The organism is Streptomyces sp. CNQ329 (genome assembly GCF_000482585.1).
In genome coordinates this window covers 14,962-33,885 of record NZ_AXVU01000054.1, presented here as the reverse complement: position 1 = coordinate 33,885, position 18,924 = coordinate 14,962, and the positions used below count along the sequence as shown (strand labels likewise).

The window sequence follows — 18,924 nt, the reverse complement described above, 5'->3', positions numbered from 1 at the left end:
ACCTTCTCCTTGACGACGTCCAGGCCGAGCACCTCGAAGCCCAGCTCCGCCATCGCGGCGGCGTGCGTGGCACCGAGGTAGCCGGTGCCGATCACCGTGATCTTCAAGGTCATGGTCCCGAGCATAACGGCGGGCTGTGACACACCCCACCTGGGCAACCATGGGCCCCGGTGCGGAGTCTGACTCATGAGCGTGCAGCAAAAGGGAGTGGGGATCGTGGCGAGGCGGCATCTGGACGGAGCGGGCAGCGGAACCGACGACCCCGGCACACCCCGCGCCCCCGGACCGGAGACACCGTACGCCGCGGACACCTCGACGGCGGCGCACGCGGCGTACGTCGACGCGGCGTTCGCGCCGGACGGTCCGGGGACCGGCACGGACGTGCCCGGGGGAGACGACGGCCGGGACCCGGCCGCCCACCCCACCGGCCCCGACGGGCCCGGCCGTCCCGACGACCCCGCCGGCCCGGGCGACGCCCCCTCGCACGCCGCGCCCCGCCGCCGCATGGGCCGCGGCCGCAAGGTGCTCCTCGGCGCCCTGATCATGCTCGTCACGGGCGTGCTCCTGGCCGCCGGCGGTCTCTGGTGGGCGTACGAGCACTACACCGGCCGCGTCGACCGCATCCCGAACGCCTTCCCGACCGACGTCCCCGACAAGCACCAGCCGGCGCCGTCCAAGGGCGGCGAAACGTACCTGCTCATCGGCGTCGACGCCCGCTCCGACCTCCCGCTCACCGGCGACGGCGCCGGCGAGCACACCTGGCAGCCCGGCGCCCAGCGCAGCGACACGATGATGCTCGTCCACCTCCCCGAGGGGCGCGACGGCGGCTACGTGGTCTCCCTGCCCCGCGACTCCTGGGTGAACATCCCCGGCCGGGGCGACGCCAAGCTCAACGCCGCCTTCTCCTACGGAGGCCCCCCGCTGCTCATCGACACGGTGCAGCGCATGACGAAGGTCAAGATCGACCACCTCGCCGTGATCGACTGGAGCGGCTTCAAGCGGCTCACCGACGCCGTCGGCGGCGTGGACATCACCATCGACGAGACCACCCCGCGCCGCAACGGCGGCGGCGAGTGGACCGCCGGCACCCACCACATGGACGGCCGGACCGCCCTCGATTACGTACGCGAACGCCACGGCCTGCCCCGCGGCGACCTCGACCGCACCCAGCGGCAGCAGAACTTCCTGCGCGCCGTCCTCACCGAGACGATGTCCGCGGACAACTTCTCCAACCCGCTCAGGGTCAAGCGGCTGCTGGACGCGGTGACCGCCACCGTCAGCGTCGACGACCGGTTCTCCGACGGGGCGATGCGCGACCTGATGTGGGACATGAAGGGCGTGCGCTCCGACGACCTGGTGTTCATGAACGCCCCCGTCGCGGGCCTCGACATGATCGACGGCCAGTCCGTGGTGCTGCTGGACGACAAGGCCGGTACCCCGCTGTGGGAGGCCATGCGCAACGACACGATGGCGCAGTACGTGGAGAAGTACCCGACCGACCGCCTGGGCACCACCGCACCCTGAGCCCTGTCACCAACGTCACGTAGGTCCGCTCGCCGCGCACGGCATACCATCGGAACTACTCAACGGTAATGAGCATGTGCGGGAATGGAGAGAGCCTTGGCAGGAGCGCCCGAATTCGACCTGTACCGCCCGGCCGAGGAGCACGACATGCTCCGCGACGCCGTACGCTCGCTCGCCGAGGCGAAGATCGAGCCGTTCGCGGCCGAAGTGGACGAGGAAGCGCGCTTTCCGCAGGAGGCGCTGGACGCGCTCGTCACCAACGACCTGCACGCCGTCCACGTCCCCGAGGCGTACGGCGGTGCGGGCGCGGACGCGCTGGCGACGGTCATCGTCATCGAGGAGATCGCCCGCGTCTGCGCCTCGTCCTCCCTCATCCCCGCCGTCAACAAGCTCGGCTCGATGCCCCTGATGCTCTCCGCCTCGGAGGAGCTGAAGGGGAAGTACCTGACGCCGCTGGCGAGCGGCGAGGCGATGTTCTCCTACTGCCTCTCCGAGCCCGAGGCCGGCTCCGACGCCGCCGGCATGAAGACCCGTGCCGTACGCGACGGCGACTCCTACGTCCTCAACGGCGTCAAGCGCTGGATCACCAACGCGGGCGTCTCCGAGTACTACACCGTGATGGCCGTCACCGACCCGGAGAAGCGCTCCAAGGGCATCTCCGCCTTCGTCGTCGAGAAGTCCGACGAGGGCGTCTCCTTCGGCGCCCCGGAGAAGAAGCTCGGCGTCAAGGGCTCCCCGACCCGCGAGGTCTACCTCGACAACGTCCGCATCCCCGCGGACCGCATGATCGGCGACGAGGGCACGGGCTTCGCCACCGCGATGAAGACCCTCGACCACACCCGCATCACCATCGCCGCCCAGGCCCTGGGCATCGCGCAGGGGGCCCTCGACTACGCGAAGGGCTACGTCCGCGAGCGCAAGCAGTTCGGCAAGCCGGTGGCGGACTTCCAGGGCGTGCAGTTCATGCTCGCCGACATGGCCATGAAGATCGAGGCCGCACGCCAGTTGACGTACGCCGCCGCGGCGAAGTCCGAACGCGGCGATGCGGACCTCACCTTCCAGGGTGCCGCCGCCAAGTGCTTCGCCTCCGACACGGCGATGGAGGTGACCACCGACGCCGTCCAGCTCCTCGGCGGCTACGGCTACACGCGGGACTACCCGGTGGAGCGCATGATGCGCGACGCCAAGATTACGCAAATCTACGAGGGCACCAACCAGGTCCAGCGCATCGTCATGGCCCGCAACCTGCCCTGACGTCCGGACACCCGCCCCGGAGCGGGGCGGGTGGGGCGGCACGGCCGCCGCGCGGGTCAGAGGCGGGCTATGTCCGGGATGGCGGCCTTCGGTTTGCGCCGCGGGGGCATGCGGCCCAGGAGGCAGATGTAGCGCGTGGCGCGGTGGCGCTGGCCCCCGGTCTCGTACGGGGCGAGCAGTTCAAGCATGCGGGCGTCGTCCGCGTCGCGTTCGCCGGCCAGGGTGTAGCCCACGATGCGGGGCAGGTGCAGGTCGCCGACCGTGACCGCGTCGGCCGCGCCGTTGACGCGCTGGAGGGTCTCGGCCGCCGTCCACGGCCCGATGCCGGGGATGGCGGTGAGGCGGCGTACGGCGGCGTCGAGGTCCATGTCCGCCGCCGCCTGGAGCGCGCGGGCGCGGCGGACGGCCCGTACGATCGCCGCCGCGCGTTTGCCGTCGACGCCCGCGCGGTGCCACTCCCAGGACGGGATCATCGCCCAGCCGTGCGCGTCCGGCATCACCCGCATCCGCAGGCCGGCCCCCGCGGGGCCGGGGGCCGGGGTGCCGTAGCGGTGCAGCAGCAGACGCCAGGAGCGGTACGCCTCGTCCGTGGTGACCTTCTGCTCCAGCACCGACGGGATCAGCGACTCCAGCACCAGCCCGGTGCGGATCAGCCGTAGTCCGGGGTGGCGGCGGCGGGCTTCGTGCACGACCCGGTGGCGCGGTGTGAACGGCCCGGGGTCGTCCTTCGCGCCCAGCAGCGCCGGCAGGCCGTCCAGCAGCCAGTCCGCGCCCGGGCCCCACGCCTCGGCGGCGACCGCGCCGCCCGCCGGGGCGACGCGCAGCGTGCCGGGGCCCGCGGGGGTACGGCTGGCGCGCCAGATCGCGCCGTCCGCGACGCGGTAGGCCGGATCGCCGGGGCCGCGCCGCAGCACGCCCAGGGTGCGCCCCAGGTCGTACGGGCCCTCAGGTGCCCAGGTCCGGGTACGGACGCGGTGGTCGGGGGCGGCGGGCATGTCGCACGACTCTAGCGCCCGCCTCCGACAACCACGGTGGCGGCCGGTCACCGGCCGGAGGGAGAGCAGCGCGGCGGCGGACTCTGCGATGACCGACGAAGAACGTACGTACCTGTGACGCATCCTTTCCACACCCCTCACCGCTGCCCGTTTGCCGCTGCCGGACGGGGTACCGCGACGGCGTAACCTGGCGGCGATGAACCCCACCGCCGCCACTCCCGCCGCCCTGCTCGACGCCGCACTCGCCGCCGACCCGGCCCGCCCCCTGGTCACGTACTACGACGACACCACGGGCGAGCGCGTCGAACTGTCCGTCGCCACCTTCGTCAACTGGGTGGCCAAGACCGCGAACCTCCTCCAGGGGGACCTCGCCGCCGAGCCCGGCGACCGTCTCGCGCTGCTCCTGCCCGCCCACTGGCAGACCGCCGTCTGGCTGCTGGCCTGCGCCGCGACCGGCGTCACCGCGGTGCCCGCCGACCCCGACCCGGCCACCGCCGACCTCGTCGTCAGCGGTCCGGAGGCGCTGGAGCGGGCCCGTGCCTGCACCGGCGAGCGGATCGCGCTCAGCCTGCGCCCGCTGGGCGCCCGCTTCCCGCAGCCGCCCGACGGCTTCCTCGACTACGCCGTGGAGGTGCCCGGCCAGGGCGACCGCTTCCAGCCGTACGCCGCCGCCGACCCGGACGCGCCGGCGCTCGACGTGCAGGGCGCGGAGCTCACCGCTGCCGAGCTGGTCGCACGCGCCCGGGCGGACGCCGCATCACGCGCGCTGGCGCCGGGCTCCCGCACGCTCTCGACTCTCGGCTACGACACGTGGGAGGGGCTCTCCGCAGGGCTCTACGCGCCGCTGGCGGCCGGCGCCGGGGTGGTGCTCTGCCCGTACCTCGACAGGCTCTCGCCCGAGCAGCAGGAGAAGCGCAGGGCCGACGAGCGCGTCTCGCCGTAGACGGCTCAACGCGCCGCCCCACGAGCACCGTCCCCGGCGCTTCGTCCCGTCACGCTGCCCCGAGCGACGCGCGCGGGTGAAGTTATCGCCCATAACGCCTCATTCGTGATGCGATGTACCGCATGCGGCGGGCCGTACGACCGCGGGGTGCCCGGCCGTCCGCACAGGTGGACACCGGCCGAGGGGATGTGAGGGATGGGCGCGGACGAGACCGGCCCGCGGGAGGGCGCTTCGCCGGATCCGGCCGGCTCCCGCCGGTCCCGCCCGCGCAGCCGCCGCCGCGTCCTCGTCAGCCGCCTCCTCGCCGGGCTCGCCCTCTTCGCCCTCGCCGTCTCCGGCGTCGGCTGGTACCTCTACCAGCGCTTCGACAGCAACATCACCGTCGACTCCGCCACCGCCCGCGAGTTGCAGCGTTACGAGGAGGACCGCCCCGCGGCCGCCGCCGGCGGGGCCGCCAACATCCTGCTCATCGGCTCCGACTCCCGGGCGGGCACCGACCGCTACGGCCACGACACCGGCGTCGAACGCTCCGACACCACCGTGCTCCTGCACCTCGCGGGCGACCGCGACAGCGTCACCGCCGTGAGCATCCCCCGGGACCTCATGGTCACGATCCCCGACTGCCGCCGCCCCGGCGGCGGGACGAGCGGCAAGCAGGTCAACCAGTTCAACTTCAGCTTCGCCTACGGCGGTGCCGCCTGCACGATCCGCGTGGTGGAGAAGCTCGTCGGGGTGCGCGTCGACCACCACGTCATCGTCGACTTCGAGGGCTTCAAGGAGGTCGTGGACGCGGTCGGCGGCGTGCGGGTGTGCCTGCCGGCGCCGATGCACGACACCTCGGCCGGGCTCCGGCTGCCCGCGGGCCGCCAGACGCTGAACGGAGAGCGGGCCCTCGGCTACGTACGGACCCGCAAATCCGTGGGCGGCGGCAGCGACACGCAGCGCATGCAGCGTCAGCAGGAGTTCATGGCCTCGCTCGTCCACAAGATGCAGAGCAACGGCGTGCTGTTCAACCCGCTGCGGCTGGCCCCGCTGCTGGACGCGGTGACCTCCGCGCTCACCGCCGACGAGGGGCTGTCCTCCCTCGCCGAGCTGTACGACCTCGTACGCGGCGTGCGCGACGTGCCGCGGGAGCGCGTGCACTTCCTGACCGTGCCGCGCCGTCCGTACCGCCTCGACTCCAACCGTGACGAGCTGGTGCAGCCGGCGGCGGGCGAGCTGTTCGCGGCGCTGCGCGCCGACAGCGTCGTGCGCTTCGTCTCGGAGGGCGGGAAAGCCGAGCGGAAGCGGGGCTCCGGCGCGGCCCCGGTGTTCAGGGACACGACCCCTGGGGATGACATCTGCCGATAGAACGGATCAAATCGCGCAAGGGGGGCACGGTGGATGCAGGTGATGCGCGGGATGTCCTGTTACGAGTGCGTGGAATTTGTCACGGGCGTCGCCAGTCGTCGAAAGAGGCGGCTAGTGTGAGCCGACCGGCCGCCTGACAGGGCGGTCGTCGAGCATATGGCAGGAAGACCGGGCGCCGACCGGGGGAGGCGCTGACCGAGCGATGTGAGGGACCCAAGCGACCGTGGATGGGCGAGGCCGTGGACACGCCGGCGAGGTCGACCCGGCCGATCAGTGGGTGTTCAATCCGGAGACCGGCAGTTACGAACTGCGTCTCGACCCGCAGATCCCGGGCAGACAGGGAGCCCAGCCCCCCGGCCAACACGCACCGGGTCCGCACGGTCACGCCCCGCAGGGGTACGGCGGCCAGCCCCAGCAGTACATTCCGCAGCAGAACGCTCAGCCCCACCGCGGCGCGCCCCCCGGGCAGCAGCACGCGCACCCGCAGCCCGGCGGCCATCAGTCCCAGGCTTCGCCGGCGGAAGCCCCCGAGCACGCGCAGGAGCCGCGCCTGCCGTCCCAGCGCCGCCGCCGCGCGGCGGGCGGCTCCGGCGGCTCCGGCGGCGCGGGCACGGGAGCGGGGTCCGGCTCCGAAGGGCCGCGCAGCCGCCGCCGTCCCAAGCCCCGCAAGAGCCGCAAGAAGAAGGCGCTGATCTGGGTCTCCGGCGGCCTCGCGGTCGTGCTCTTCGCCGTCGGCACCGCCGCGTATGTCATCTACCGCAAGCTCAACGGCAACATAGACAAGGTCGAGGTCGCCGGCGAGGACCACGCGGCGGTCGTCGACGGGCCCGTCAACATCCTCGTGATGGGCACGGACAAGCGCACCGGCAAGGGCAACACCAGTTACGGCGACGTGAACAGCCCCGGCCACGCCGACACGACCCTGCTGTTCCACGTCTCCGAGGACCGCTCCAACGCCACCGCGCTCAGCATCCCGCGGGACATGATCACCGACATACCCGACTGCAAGACCAAGCAGGAGGACGGGAGCTGGAAGACCATCCCGGGCACGTACGGCACCAAGTTCAACGAGAGCCTGGGACAGTTCGGCCGCGACCCCGGCTGCACCTGGAAGACGGTCGAGAAACTGACCGATCTCGACGTCAACCACTTCATCCTCGCCGACTTCAACGCCGTCAAGGACCTGTCCACCGCGGTCGGCGGCGTCGAGGTGTGCCTCGCCGAGGACATCAACGACTCCAAGTCGAAGCTCAACCTCCCCGCGGGCCGGCACACGATCGAAGGCGAGGATGCCCTCGCCTTCGTCCGCACCCGCTACTCGGTCGGCTTCGGCAGCGACCTGAGCCGTATCGAACTGCAACAGCAGTTCCTCAGCTCGCTCATTCGCAAGATGAAGTCCGGCGGCTCGCTCAGCAATCCGAAGAAGCTCTACGAGCTGGCCGACGTCGCCACCAAGGCCCTCACGGTCGACTCCGGCATCGGCAGTGCGAAGAAGCTCATGGACCTGGCCAACGACCTCAAGAAAGTGCCGCAGGACAAGATTACTTTCGCGACCTTGCCGGTTCTGGACAACCCTGAGGACGAAGCAACCGTCGTAATGGATGAGGCCAAGGCCAAGCCGCTCTTCAAGCTGCTGGACGCGGACAAGCCGTTCGACGGGGCGAAGAAGGGCAAGAAGGGCAAACCGGTGAAGAAGTCCGAGCCCGGGGAGGTGAGGGTCGACGTCGTCAACGGTGGTGGGGAGTCCGGCATGGCCTCGGCCACCGCCACCTGGCTGCTGGACGAGGGCGTGGGCTACGCCGCCGAGGCGGGCAACGCGCCGGACGACCTGCCCAAGACCCGGCTTGAGTACGGCCCTGACCAGGCCGAACAAGCGGCACGGCTGGCCGACATGATGGGACTGCCGAAGTCGGCGATGAAGAAGACGGGGGAGAACGCAGGGGCCGAAGGGGCCATGACGCTCACGCTCGGCGAGGACTTCGCCGCCCCGGGCACCCCGGTCGAGGCGCCGGACAAGGCGCCCGAGGGGGTGCAGAACGTCAAGGCCGACGACAAGAACGTCTGTGCGAAGTGAGGCGGACGTGCGGACTGGACACCGCACGTCCGCGATCCACCAGGAGGCCCCATGCGCCGCAGCAACGTCCGCGGTAGCGGAGCGAGCGATCACTCCGACAGAGCCCGCGAGCTCGGCTGGGACGACACTCTCTACGAGGACGCGGGCGCGCCGGGCATGCCGCAACAGCGCGGCTACGCGCGTCACCCCGACGACCACCACGACGGCGCCCACGGACCTGGCCCCGGCGACGGCCCCGAGGGCCACCTGGACGGTCCCGGCGGCGGCCCGCCGCGGCCCCGCCGCGGGCTGCGCGTCGCCCGCTGGTTCTTCGGGATCGTCGCCTTCCTCCTGCTCGGCACCGCGGGGGCCGGCTACCTCTACTACCGCGAGCTGAACAACAACCTGGAGAAGGATCCCCTCAACCTCGGCAAGAACAAGCTCGACGAGAAGCAGCCCAACGCCGAGGGGCAGACCCCGCTGGACATCCTCCTCCTCGGGTCCGACAGCCGGAACTCCGACGAGAACGTCCGCCTCGGCGGCGCCCACGCCGACCGCGGCCGCAAGCCGCTCGCCGACGTGCAGATGCTGCTCCACGTCTCCGCGGACCGCAGCAACATGTCCGTCGTCAGCGTCCCGCGCGACACCCGGGTGACGATCCCCGAGTGCACCGACCCCGACGACGGCACCGTCTACCCCGAGACCACCAGCGAGACCATCAACACCAGCCTCCAGCACGGCGGCCCCGGCTGCACCGTCGCCGCCTGGGAGGCGATGACCGGCGTCTCCATCGACCACTTCATGATGATCGACTTCGCCGGCGTGGTGAGCATGGCCGACGCGGTGGGCGGCGTCCCCGTCTGCGTACGGGACAACGTCTACGACAAGGACTCCGGGCTGCGTCTCGAAGAGGGCGAGACGACCATCAAGGGTGAGCAGGCGCTGCAGTGGCTGCGTACCCGGCACGGCTTCGAGGACGGCAGCGACATCGGGCGCACCCACGCCCAGCACCAGTACATGAACGCGATGGCCCGCCAGCTCAAGGAGGGTGCCAAGCTCACCGACCCGGGCAATCTGCGCCGGCTGGCCGAGGCGGCGACCAACGCGCTCACCGTCGACGACGGCCTGGGCTCGCTGAAGAAGCTGTACGACCTCGGGAACGACATCAAGCGGGTGCCGGCCGAGCGCATCACCATGACGACGATGCCCTGGGTGCCGGACCCGCAGAACAACGCGCACGTCGTACCCAACGAGGAGGACGCGCCGCAGCTCTGGTCGATGATCCGCAACGACGTCGCCTTCGACGGCAAGGACAAGCCCAAGAAGGAGAAGCCGGACGACCTCGTCGCCCAGGCGGAGCCGAAGGCGGACATCCCCGTCGTCGTGCAGAACGGCACGGGCACCACCATGTACGCCCCGGTCACGGGCCGGGCCGGCGCCATCGCCGAGGTGCTCGTCGGCGACGGCTTCACCCAGGCCGCGACCGACGCCACCCCCAAGTCGCAGGCGGACACCACCGTCTCGTACGCGACCGAGGAGCAGCACGCGAACGCCCTGGCGGTGGCCAAGGCGATCGGGCTGCCCGACCGGGCGGTGAAGCAGTCCAGCGGCGTCGACGAGGTGACGCTGGTCGTCGGCGCCGACTGGCGCGAGGGCGACGCCTACCCGCCGGCCGCGGGCGGGGCCGCCGAGGACGGCGAGGAGACGGAGCCGGAGAAGGCGCCGGAGAGCTCCAACCCGCTGGCGGGCAGCAACAAGAAGGCGTGCATGGACGTCAACCCGGCCTACACCTGGTGATCCACGGCCCCGACCGCGACCGCGGTGGGGGCCGTGGGAAACCGGCGGGGTACAGGCGGGGAGGCCGGGCCGATCAGCCGGGCGTGACCGCCGGGCGGCGGCTGGCGATCACCTTCTGCGCCAGCGACCGCGGGCTGGTGACGAATCCCCAGCCCCACGACATGTGCATCGTGGCCAGGGCCACCGGGATCTGCAGGCGCGCGCGGACCGGCAGCCCGCGCCCCGCGGGCACCGAGCCGGCCACGATCCCCACGGCGTACGCGAGCGGGATCGCCAGCCCCAGCGGTGTCAGCGGCGTCACCAGCACCCCCGCGGCGATCCCCGCGAGGGCGGCGGGCGGCGCGAGGTAGCGCGGGTTGATCGAGCCCTTGTGGTAGCGGGCGACGACGCGGCGCCAGCGGCCGTAGTCCTTGTACTGCTTGGCGAGCGCCCGCAGGGTCGGCCGCGGCCGGTACGAGACCTTCAGCTCCGGCGAGAACCAGACGGCCCCGCCCGCCGAGCGGATCCGGAAGTTCAGCTCCCAGTCCTGGGCGCGGATGAACTCCTCGTTGTAACCGCCCTGCCGCTCCAGGGCCTCCCTGCGGAAGACACCGAGATACACGGTGTCCGCGGGCCCCGCCTCCCCGCCGGTGTGGAACGCCGCGTTGCCCACCCCGATGCGTGCGGTCATCGCCGCGGCGACGGCCTGCTCCCAGCTCGTCTCGCCCTCGGCGTGCATGATGCCGCCGACGTTCTGCGCACCGGTCTCGGCCAGCAGCCGGACGGCGGTGGAGATATAGCCGGGGGAGAGCATGCCGTGGCCGTCGACGCGCACCACGACCGGATGCGAGGAGGCTTCGATGGCGGCGTTGAGCCCGGCGGGCGTACGGCCCGTGGGGTTCGGCACGGTCCGCACCCGGCAGCGCGCGCCGTCCGCGGTCTCGCGGACCAGCTCGGCGGCGATGGCGTCGGTCCGGTCCGTCGACGGGCCGAGCGCGATGACGACCTCCAGGTCGCCCGCGTAGTCCTGATCGAGGATGTGCCGCACCGCCTCCCGGAGATGCCGCTCCTCGTTGAGCACCGGCATGATCACGGAGACCGCGGGGGGCGTCGCAGAGTCGTTCATAGCGCCGCTCAGGTTACCGCGAACGGGGGATCGGGGCGTGCCCGCAGGGTGGCGTCGGGCGTACGGACGGCGTGTGCGGGGAAGGCCGGCGTCCGCGTCCCTACCGTGGTCGGGACCGCGCCCGCCTGCCGCCCCGCCACAGACGCGCGATTGCACGCACTCGTACGCACCAGCCGACGCCCGCACCCGAGCCCCGCGGAGGTCCCTCCACCGTGCCAGCCCCGTCCGTGAAGCGCCGACGCTGGGGTCTGCGGATCGCCACCGCACTGTCCCTGCTGCTGCTGGCCGCCGGCGGGGCCGGGTACGTCACGCTCGGCTCCCTCGGATCCGGCATCCACCGGGTCGACGCCTTCGGCGGGATCACCGACCGGCCCCGGGAGGGCCGCGGGCTCAATGTCCTCGTCGCCGGCGTCGACCGGCGCGACAGCGTGAGCGAGGAGGAACGGCACAAGTACCGCCTGGGCGGTGAGCCGTGCAACTGTGCCGACGCGCTGATGCTCGTCCACCTGTCGAAGGACCGCGGGCGCGCGAGCGTGGTCAGCATCCCGCGCGACAGCTACGTCGATCTGCCGCCGCACACCAACCGCGCCCTCGGCGAGCGGCGCACCGCGCACCCGGCGAAGGTCAACGCCGCGTACGCGCACGGCGGCCCGCCGCTGACCGTACGGGCCGTGGAGAAGCTGTCCGGGGTGCACGTCGACCACTACGTGGAGATCGACTTCGCGGCGTTCATGAAGACGGTGGATGTGGTCGGGGGCGTGCAGGTGTGCAGCCAGCGCCCGTTGCGCGACAGGTACTCCGGTCTCGACCTGCCCGCCGGCACCAGCAACCTCGACGGCGGCGAGGCGCTGGCGTACGTACGCGCCCGGCATCTGGACGGCGCCTCCGACATGGGCCGGATGAAGCGCCAGCAGCGCTTCCTGGCCGCCGTCCTCGACAAGCTCACCGGCACCAGCGGCCTGATGAACCCGCTGCGCTTCCGCGAGGTCGGCTCGACGCTCCTCGGGTCGGTGCGGACGGACGCGGCGCTGGACAGCGGCGCGGTGTTCGCGCTGGGCAAGGCGCTGCACGGGTTCTCACCGGGCTCGTCGGAGTTCGCGACGGTGCCGGTGGCGGACACGAACCACGAGGTGCCGGGGGTCGGGGCGACGGTGAGGTGGGACGAGGAGCGGGCCAGGCGGCTCTTCGACCGGCTGCGCGAGGACCGGCCGCTCACGGAGCGCGGCGGGGCCCCGCACGGCCGGAAGGAGAAGGAGGAGGGGAAGGGGAGGGTGACGCCGGTGGAGGTGCCGCCGGGGGAGGTCCGGGTGCAGGTGGCGAACGGCACCTCGCACAACGGCCTCGGCGGCCGGGTGGACCGGTCGCTGGCCCGCACCGGCTTCGCCACCACCGGGGCCCCCACGACGGCGGTGCCGACGGACCGTACGGTCATCACGTACGACCCGGCGTGGGGCCGCTCCGCCCGCTCCCTGGCCGCCGCCCTCCCGCACGCGAAGCTGAGCCCGCACCGCGGCCACGGCCCGCTCATGACGGTCACGCTGGGCGCGGATCACGAGGGGGTCCACCGGGTACGGCCCGCCGACCCGATCCTGGACGGCGCGGACGTCTGGTCGGCGGTCACGGGCGACGAGGTCCTCTGTACGTAGCGCACCCCGGGGAGGGCGGTCGGATCCGCGGTCCTGCGGTGCTGCGCGGGGCCGGTGTGCGGCACCGCGCCGTCCCCCGGGCGTACGCGGTTCACTACGGCGTGCGCCCTCCGGGGCCACCGCCGCCCCGGCGTGCTTCGCCCGCTGCCTCCGGGGTCGCGAGCCGCCCCCTCCGGTGCGCCGCCCTCCTGCCCCTCCGTGCCGCGGCCGGCCCGGCCCGTCACGTCCGCCGTCAGGCGGTCTCGCGCTTCTCGCGCAGATTCTTGATCGCGCGCCGGCGGGCCAGCCGGTGGGTGCGCCGGATCTGGGCCTCCTGGCAGCGCCGTGCGTCGCGCTCGGTCTCCGGTGCGACCGGTGGGACCGGGCGCGGGCGGCCCCGGTCGTCGACCGCGGCGAAGACCAGGTACGCGCTCGCGACCTGCTTCGCCGGCGTCGACTCGTTCCACCGCTCCGCCATCACCCGCACCCCGACCTCCATCGAGGTCCGTCCCGTCCAGTTGACCTGCGCCAGGACGTGTACCAGGTCCCCGATCCGCACCGGCTCCAGGAACACCATCTCGTCCATCGAAGCCGTCACCGCGGGCCCGCCGGAGTGCCGCCCGGCGACCGCCCCCGCCACGTCGTCGACCAGCTTCATGATCACGCCGCCGTGCACGGTGCCGAGGAGGTTCGCGTCGTTCGCCGTCATGATGGACGACAGCGTGGTGCGGGAGGCCGAGGTGGGCTTCGCCTCGCCCGCCGCGGGGCGTGCCTGATCGTTCATGTGTGTCACTGTATGCGGCGTGCCGCTGTGCATCAGAACCGCTACAAGCCCGGCCCGATTCGGAACCCCCCTTCAGGTCGGCCGGGCGGGCAGGGCACACTTCCCGCATGAGTGACTGGCCCGAGGGATGGACTGCAGACAGCAGGGACCGGTACGGGCGCGGCAGCCGCGCGTCCGACCCGGAGCCCCACCGCGTCATGCCCGTCGTGGGCGGCGGGGTGCCGCCGCAGAGATCCCGGGGCTACGACGACCACGGTGCGTACGACGACGGTTACAACGAGGGGCAGGTCTACCGCAGCGGCGGCGGCGAGCCCCCGGGTCCGTACGGCGACGACGGCGGCCGTCAGGCCGGCGGCTACGGCAAGCCGCCGCCGGACTGGCGCAAGCGCGTCAAGATCGGCGTCATCGTGGCGCTCGTCTTCCTGATAGTCGTTCCCGTCGCCACGTACTTCTGGGCGGACTCCAAGCTGCGCCGCGAGGTGGATCTCAGCATGGTCGAGGACCGCCCCGGCGACCAGGACGGCACGAACTTCCTCATCGTCGGCTCCGACAGCCGCGAGGGCCTGTCCAAGGAGCGGCAGGACGAGCTGCACACCGGCTCGGTCGAAGGCAAGCGCACCGACTCGATGATGATCCTGCACAAGGGCGACAACGGGAACACGATGATCAGCCTCCCGCGCGACCTGAAGGTCACCATCCCGGCCTTCACCGGCTCGGAGAGCGGCAATCGCATCCCGGAGCAGCAGCAGAAGCTCAACACCGCCTACGCCATCGAGGGCCCGTGGCTGCTGGTGCGCACGGTCGAGAACCTCACGGGGCTGCACATCGACCACTACGCCGAGATCGGCTTCGGAGGCTTCGCCAACATCGTCGACGAACTCGGCGGCGTCGAGATGTGCTTCGACGAGGCGGTCAAGGACAAGAACTCCGGCGCCGACTTCGAGAAGGGCTGCCAGGAGCTCGACGGCGCCGAGGCGCTCGCCTTCGTCCGCAACCGGTACGCGCTGCCGGGCGGCGACCTGGACCGGACGAAGAACCAGCAGAAGCTGCTGTCCAAGCTGGCCGACGAGTCCGCGAAGATGACGACGGTCCTGAACCCGTTCAAGCTCTACCCGACGATGGGCGCCGGCCTGGACTCGCTCATCGTCGACAAGGAGATGAGCCTGTTCAACGTGCTGCAGATGTTCTGGGCGATGAAGGGCGTCTCGGGCGGCGACGGCAAGCAGATGAACCTGCCGGTCGTCTCCGGTGGCAACGATCCGACGCTCGGCTCGGTGCAGCTCCTGGACGAGCCGAAGGCCGAGAAGCTCTTCGAGCAGCTCAAGAACGACGACAAGGTCACCGTGTCGGCCAAGTGACCAAGTTGATCACTTGGACGGGACCCCGGCCCGCGGCGGGCCGGGGTCCCGTCGTCGTACCGCCCGGGGTCCGCCGCGGGCTCAGCGCACCACCGTGAACGACTCCGCCGCCCGCGGCGGGCGCTGCCGCGGCGGGGCCGCCGCGTGGCCCACGGCCACCGCGCCCATCGGGTCCCAGTCCGCCGGCAGGTCCAGCACCTCGCGGACCACGTCCCGGCAGAACATCGTGGACGACACCCACGCCGACCCCAGCCCTTCGCCGGCCAGCGCGACGAGGAAGTTCTGCACCCCGGCCCCGGTGGCGACGACGAACATCTCCCGCTCGGCGGCGTTGCGCCGGTCGTCGGGATAGGTGTGCGAGCCGTCCATCACCAGGCAGGGCACCACCAGATACGGGGCCTTGCGCAGCACGTCGCCGCGGCGGATCCGCTTGGCGATGGACTCCTCCGTGAAGTGACTCAGCTCCCGCAGGTCCCGGATCCACGCCTCGCGCATCGCGTCCAGCAGCTCCGTCCGCGCCGCCTGCGTCTCCAGCAGCACGAACCGCCACGGCGTCGTGTGGTGCGGCGCCGGCGCCGTCACGGCGGCGGCCACGGCCCGCCGCACCGCCGCCGGGTCCACGGCCTCGGCGGTGAACTCGCGCACCGTGCGCCGCTGCGTCACCGCCTCGCGGACCGCCTCCGAGGTGCCGAGGCGGAACATGTCCTCGGCCGCTTCGCGCACCAGCGCCCGCGCGCCCGGCCCGTCGTCCTCGCCGGCCGGGGCGACGAGCTGCGGCAGCCCGCTGAGCACCGCCACCGGCAGCCCGTCGGCCTTGCCCTTGACCAGTTCACCGGCGGCGGCGAGTTCGTCGGCCGCGGCGACGATGGTGCCCTCCAGGGCGTTGCCGTGCGTGTCCGGGGCGCCGCGCAGGTCGTCCAGCACCCGGACGCCGGCGGCGCCGATGGCGACGTCGGTGACGCCGTTGCGCCAGGGGCGGCCGAAGGTGTCGGTGACCAGGACGCCGACGTTGACGCCGAGGGCGGTGCGCAGGCCGGCGCGCAGGGCGCGGGCGGAGGCGTCGGAATCCTCCGGGAGCAACAGCACGGTGCCGGCGGGGGTGTTGGAGGCGTCCACGCCGGCGGCGGCCATCACCAGGCCGTGCCGGGTCTCGACGATACGCAGCGGGCCGCGGCGGGCCACGAGACGTACGGACTCCTCGTCGATGGCGTCTTCCCGGTCGCCCGGCGCGGACGTCGGCCGTACCCGGCCCTCCGCCTTGCTGACCACCTTGGAGGTGACGATGAGGATGTCGCCGTCGGCGAGCGGTGCGCCGGGGAGGCCGGGCGCGGCGGCGGCGACGAGCGCGGCGAGGTCGTCGCCGGGGCGGACCTCGGGGATGCCGGGCAGGGCCCGTACGCGGAACTGAGGTGGCGGCGCGGCGCCGCCCGCGTCCGCGGCCGTGGCCGTGCCGGTCTCGGCGCCCGTATCCGCGTCCGGCGTCATGCCCGTACCTCCTGAGCCAGTTCCAGTGCCGCGGCGGCCATCCGCGCCGTCGCGTCCGTGTCCCGCATCATCAGCGGCACCGCCCGGCAGCGGATCCCGGCGGCCTCCACCGCCGGCACCGCCGCCGCGTCCACCTCGTCGACGAGCCAGCCGTCGATGAGCCCGGAGCCGTAGTGCAGCGCGACCGCCTCGGCGGTGGACTCGACGCCGACCGCGGCCAGGACCTTGTCGGCCATGCCGCGCACCGGGGCGCCGCCGACGAGGGGGGACAGACCCACGACGGGCACGTCGGCCTCGGCGATGGCCTCGCGGATGCCCGGGACGGCGAGGATCGTGCCGATGCTGACGACGGGGTTGGACGGCGGGAAGAGGACCACGTCGGCCTCGGCGATGGCCTCCAGCACGCCGGGCGCGGGCTTGGCCTGCTCGGCGCCGACGGGCACCACGGCGAGCGCGGGGACGGAGGCGCGCAGCCGTACCCAGTACTCCTGGAAGTGGATCGCCTTGCGCTCGCCGTCCCACTCGACGGCGACGTGCGTCTCGACCCGGTCGTCGGTCATCGGAACCAGCCGCACGCCCGGCTGCCAGCGGTCGCACAGCGCCTCGGTGACGGCGCTGAGGGGGAAGCCGGCGCCCAGCATCTGGGTGCGCACGATGTGGGTGGCGAAGTCGCGGTCGCCGAGCCCGAACCAGTCGGGGCCGACGCCGTACGCGGCCAGTTCCTCCTTGACGGCGAACGTCTCGTCGGCCCGGCCCCAGCCCTGCTCCTCGTGGATGCCGCCGCCGAGCGTGTACATCACGGTGTCGAGGTCGGGGCAGACCTTGAGGCCGAACAGGTGGATGTCGTCGCCGGTGTTGCCGACGACGGTGACGTCCGCGTCCGGCTCTGCCTGTTTCAGGCCGCGGAGGAACCGGGCGCCGCCGATCCCACCGGCCAGTACAACGATGCGCATGGGCCCCAGTCTTGCAGGCCGGGATCAGCGGTGGGCGGGCTCGTGCGTCTCCCGGGGGGCGCAGCACGCGGTGTCGTGGCGGTCCTCGTGCATCGGCATCTCGGTGAGGGCGGGGAAGTAGACGTGCAGGCTGACGGCGGGAGTCAGCGCGTCGTTGACGACTTCGTGCACGTACCCCGGCGCGAAGACCCTCCCCCACGACCTCGCGGGGGAGGGCGGTGCCCCCAGCGCGCCGGGCGTGAGGGTGCGCGGGGTGTGGTCCGCGCGTTCCGTCAACTGCCCTTCCAGCACGGTGAGTACGCCGGAGGACGGGCCGTGGCCGTGCACCCCGCTGCGCTGTCCCGGCAGCCAGCTCAGCAGCCAGACCTCGTAGCCGGGGCCGGTGCGCAGCCGGTGGTACCAGCGGGTGACGGGGTCGTAGTCGACGAGCGGCGCCCAGGCGGCCCGGTCGGCGGCGAGCGCGCGGGCGAGGCCCGCGAAATCCGCGACGGTGACGGGGTGGGCGGGCGCGGGCGGGAGCAGATGGGGGAAGGCGAGCGGGTCGCCGCCGATCTGGATGTCGCTCAGCATGGGCGCGGGGGTCCTTGGCGTGTGTGAGGCGCGAGGAGTGCGGAGAGGGGGCGGTGCTCTGCGGGGCAGGCAGCAGGAAGCGGAGCTGGAGCCTCAGCGGCTACAACAGCTCGGACACTCCTCGCTCGGCCGGTACGGCCACGGGCCCGACATGCGGATCAGCAGAGCGGATCCGGGGGGTGGTTGTCAACCTGATGTCCGTGTTGCCCGCGAGGATTCACACCTTCCGGTTGCGGGGCGTGGCGAAAGGTTTATTCACGCCGTTGTACGGAGAGACGGCGACCAACCGCAGGGTGACCCCCGGGGCCGGGGCGCCGTTGTGTATCCGTGACGTGACTGTGATCTTCTTCGCTTCGCCGGGTGGGCGGCAACGGCGCCGTGGCCCCGATCGTCTTCCCTCAGGAGGGGCGCCTGCCGGGATCGCGGTCTATCCGCCTGTCATGGTCTTGGCCGATTTGAACACTATTCACGAGGGCTTGGTGCCGCAGGGTGAATAAGAGGTCCAATAGCAGATCCCGGCTTGACTGTGCCAGAGCGGCGTATCTGTAATTTCACACGTGTCCGTTCAAGCGATTCAGTAACGGCAACATCACGGGGAAGCAAAGACGAGGGGCGCAGATGACCGAGCTGTTCCAGCAGGTGCTGGTCGAGGAGACCGACGAGGAGCTCGGGTGGCAGGAGCGCGCCTTGTGCGCCCAGACCGATCCCGAGTCCTTCTTCCCCGAGAAGGGCGGATCCACGCGCGAGGCCAAGAAGGTCTGCCTCGCCTGCGAGGTCCGGTCCGAGTGCCTGGAGTACGCCCTCGCCAACGACGAGCGCTTCGGCATCTGGGGCGGCCTGTCCGAGCGCGAGCGGCGCCGGCTGAAGAAGGCGGCGCTCTGACCGGCGCCGCGGCCGGTGCCGCGGGCCGGTCGCCGGGCGGGCCCGGCGCGGCGAGCGCGGCGGAGGACATGCGCGCGGGCGTGCGCCCGGCGCCCGTACGGCGTACGTGACCTCGGCGGAACCCCGCGGCGGCCGGGGGACCCTCCCGCAAGTCGCCCCGTGACAGAGGGACCCTCTAGTGTGGGGCACCGTCCACGACAGCCGCCACATTCCCGGGAGGTGACCCCGGACTCCGCAAGGGGTCCG

At 72.4% G+C, this 18,924-nt stretch carries 16 protein-coding genes; 9 read left to right on the top strand and 7 right to left on the bottom strand.

Features of this window, described 5'->3' with window-relative positions; all coding sequences use genetic code 11:
• Positions 1 to 113, bottom strand: a 113-nt coding sequence (locus I003_RS35210) for a Rossmann-fold NAD(P)-binding domain-containing protein (RefSeq protein ID WP_158689022.1), incomplete at its 3' end; no start/stop codon positions are given.
• A 73-nt stretch (positions 114 to 186) separates the two neighbouring features.
• On the opposite strand from I003_RS35210, the gene I003_RS0126330 reads away from it, so the two are divergent.
• Both I003_RS0126330 and I003_RS0126325 read left to right on the top strand, forming a co-directional pair.
• Positions 187 to 1,524, top strand: a complete 1,338-nt coding sequence (locus tag I003_RS0126330; RefSeq protein ID WP_486584392.1) for an LCP family protein — start codon at positions 187 to 189, stop codon at positions 1,522 to 1,524.
• A gap of 84 nt (positions 1,525 to 1,608) precedes the next feature.
• Positions 1,609 to 2,778 carry an acyl-CoA dehydrogenase family protein gene (locus I003_RS0126325; RefSeq protein ID WP_199784357.1) on the top strand — a complete coding sequence of 390 codons (1,170 nt, stop codon included), beginning with the start codon at positions 1,609 to 1,611 and terminating at the stop codon, positions 2,776 to 2,778.
• A gap of 56 nt (positions 2,779 to 2,834) precedes the next feature.
• Here I003_RS0126325 and I003_RS0126320 read toward each other — a convergent pair whose 3' ends face one another.
• Positions 2,835 to 3,773 carry a 3-methyladenine DNA glycosylase gene (locus tag I003_RS0126320; protein WP_027774241.1) on the bottom strand — a complete coding sequence of 313 codons (939 nt, stop codon included), beginning with the start codon at positions 3,771 to 3,773 and terminating at the stop codon, positions 2,835 to 2,837.
• Positions 3,774 to 3,969: 196 nt separating this feature from the next.
• On the opposite strand from I003_RS0126320, the gene I003_RS0126315 reads away from it, so the two are divergent.
• From I003_RS0126315 to I003_RS0126300, 4 genes are all read left to right on the top strand, one after another.
• Entirely contained in the window at positions 3,970 to 4,716 is a 747-nt protein-coding gene (locus I003_RS0126315) for a TIGR03089 family protein (RefSeq protein ID WP_027774240.1), read from the top strand.
• Between the two features lie 195 nt (positions 4,717 to 4,911).
• The gene (locus I003_RS0126310; protein WP_027774239.1) at positions 4,912 to 6,066 is read left to right on the top strand and encodes an LCP family protein; all 1,155 of its coding nucleotides are present in this window, start codon (positions 4,912 to 4,914) and stop codon (positions 6,064 to 6,066) included.
• A gap of 277 nt (positions 6,067 to 6,343) precedes the next feature.
• Positions 6,344 to 8,140: an LCP family glycopolymer transferase gene (locus tag I003_RS0126305; protein WP_037721775.1), complete on the top strand. Its 1,797-nt coding sequence runs from the start codon at positions 6,344 to 6,346 to the stop codon at positions 8,138 to 8,140.
• A gap of 51 nt (positions 8,141 to 8,191) precedes the next feature.
• A complete protein-coding gene (locus I003_RS0126300) occupies positions 8,192 to 9,916 on the top strand; it encodes an LCP family protein (protein WP_027774237.1) in 1,725 nt (574 codons plus the stop codon).
• Positions 9,917 to 9,989: 73 nt separating this feature from the next.
• Here I003_RS0126300 and I003_RS0126295 read toward each other — a convergent pair whose 3' ends face one another.
• The gene (locus I003_RS0126295) at positions 9,990 to 11,021 is read right to left on the bottom strand and encodes a glycosyltransferase family 2 protein (RefSeq protein ID WP_027774236.1); all 1,032 of its coding nucleotides are present in this window, start codon (positions 11,019 to 11,021) and stop codon (positions 9,990 to 9,992) included.
• Positions 11,022 to 11,248: 227 nt separating this feature from the next.
• Between I003_RS0126295 and I003_RS0126290 the strand changes: the two genes are divergently transcribed.
• Complete coding sequence (locus I003_RS0126290; protein WP_027774235.1) at positions 11,249 to 12,667, top strand: LCP family protein; 1,419 nt, start codon at positions 11,249 to 11,251, stop codon at positions 12,665 to 12,667.
• A 232-nt stretch (positions 12,668 to 12,899) separates the two neighbouring features.
• Here the strand turns inward: I003_RS0126290 and I003_RS0126285 are convergent, their stop codons facing one another.
• Positions 12,900 to 13,430 (bottom strand): acyl-CoA thioesterase, encoded by a 531-nt coding sequence (locus tag I003_RS0126285; RefSeq protein ID WP_027774234.1) that lies wholly within the window; start codon positions 13,428 to 13,430, stop codon positions 12,900 to 12,902.
• Positions 13,431 to 13,627: 197 nt separating this feature from the next.
• On the opposite strand from I003_RS0126285, the gene I003_RS0126280 reads away from it, so the two are divergent.
• Positions 13,628 to 14,788, top strand: coding sequence for an LCP family protein (locus tag I003_RS0126280; protein WP_027774233.1), 1,161 nt, complete (start codon positions 13,628 to 13,630; stop codon positions 14,786 to 14,788).
• A gap of 81 nt (positions 14,789 to 14,869) precedes the next feature.
• Here I003_RS0126280 and I003_RS0126275 read toward each other — a convergent pair whose 3' ends face one another.
• From I003_RS0126275 to I003_RS0126265, 3 genes are read right to left on the bottom strand one after another with little or no spacing between them, the layout of a single operon-like run.
• Entirely contained in the window at positions 14,870 to 16,273 is a 1,404-nt protein-coding gene (locus tag I003_RS0126275) for a coenzyme F420-0:L-glutamate ligase (RefSeq protein ID WP_027774232.1), read from the bottom strand.
• A complete protein-coding gene (cofD, locus tag I003_RS0126270) occupies positions 16,270 to 17,226 on the bottom strand; it encodes a 2-phospho-L-lactate transferase (protein WP_027774231.1) in 957 nt (318 codons plus the stop codon). The genes I003_RS0126275 and cofD overlap by 4 nt, the downstream gene beginning before the upstream one ends.
• Before the next feature lie 24 nt (positions 17,227 to 17,250).
• Positions 17,251 to 17,796, bottom strand: coding sequence for a cysteine dioxygenase (locus I003_RS0126265; RefSeq protein WP_027774230.1), 546 nt, complete (start codon positions 17,794 to 17,796; stop codon positions 17,251 to 17,253).
• 618 nt (positions 17,797 to 18,414) lie between these two features.
• On the opposite strand from I003_RS0126265, the gene I003_RS0126260 reads away from it, so the two are divergent.
• Complete coding sequence (locus I003_RS0126260) at positions 18,415 to 18,678, top strand: WhiB family transcriptional regulator (RefSeq protein WP_027774229.1); 264 nt, start codon at positions 18,415 to 18,417, stop codon at positions 18,676 to 18,678.
• Positions 18,679 to 18,924 lie beyond the last annotated feature (246 nt).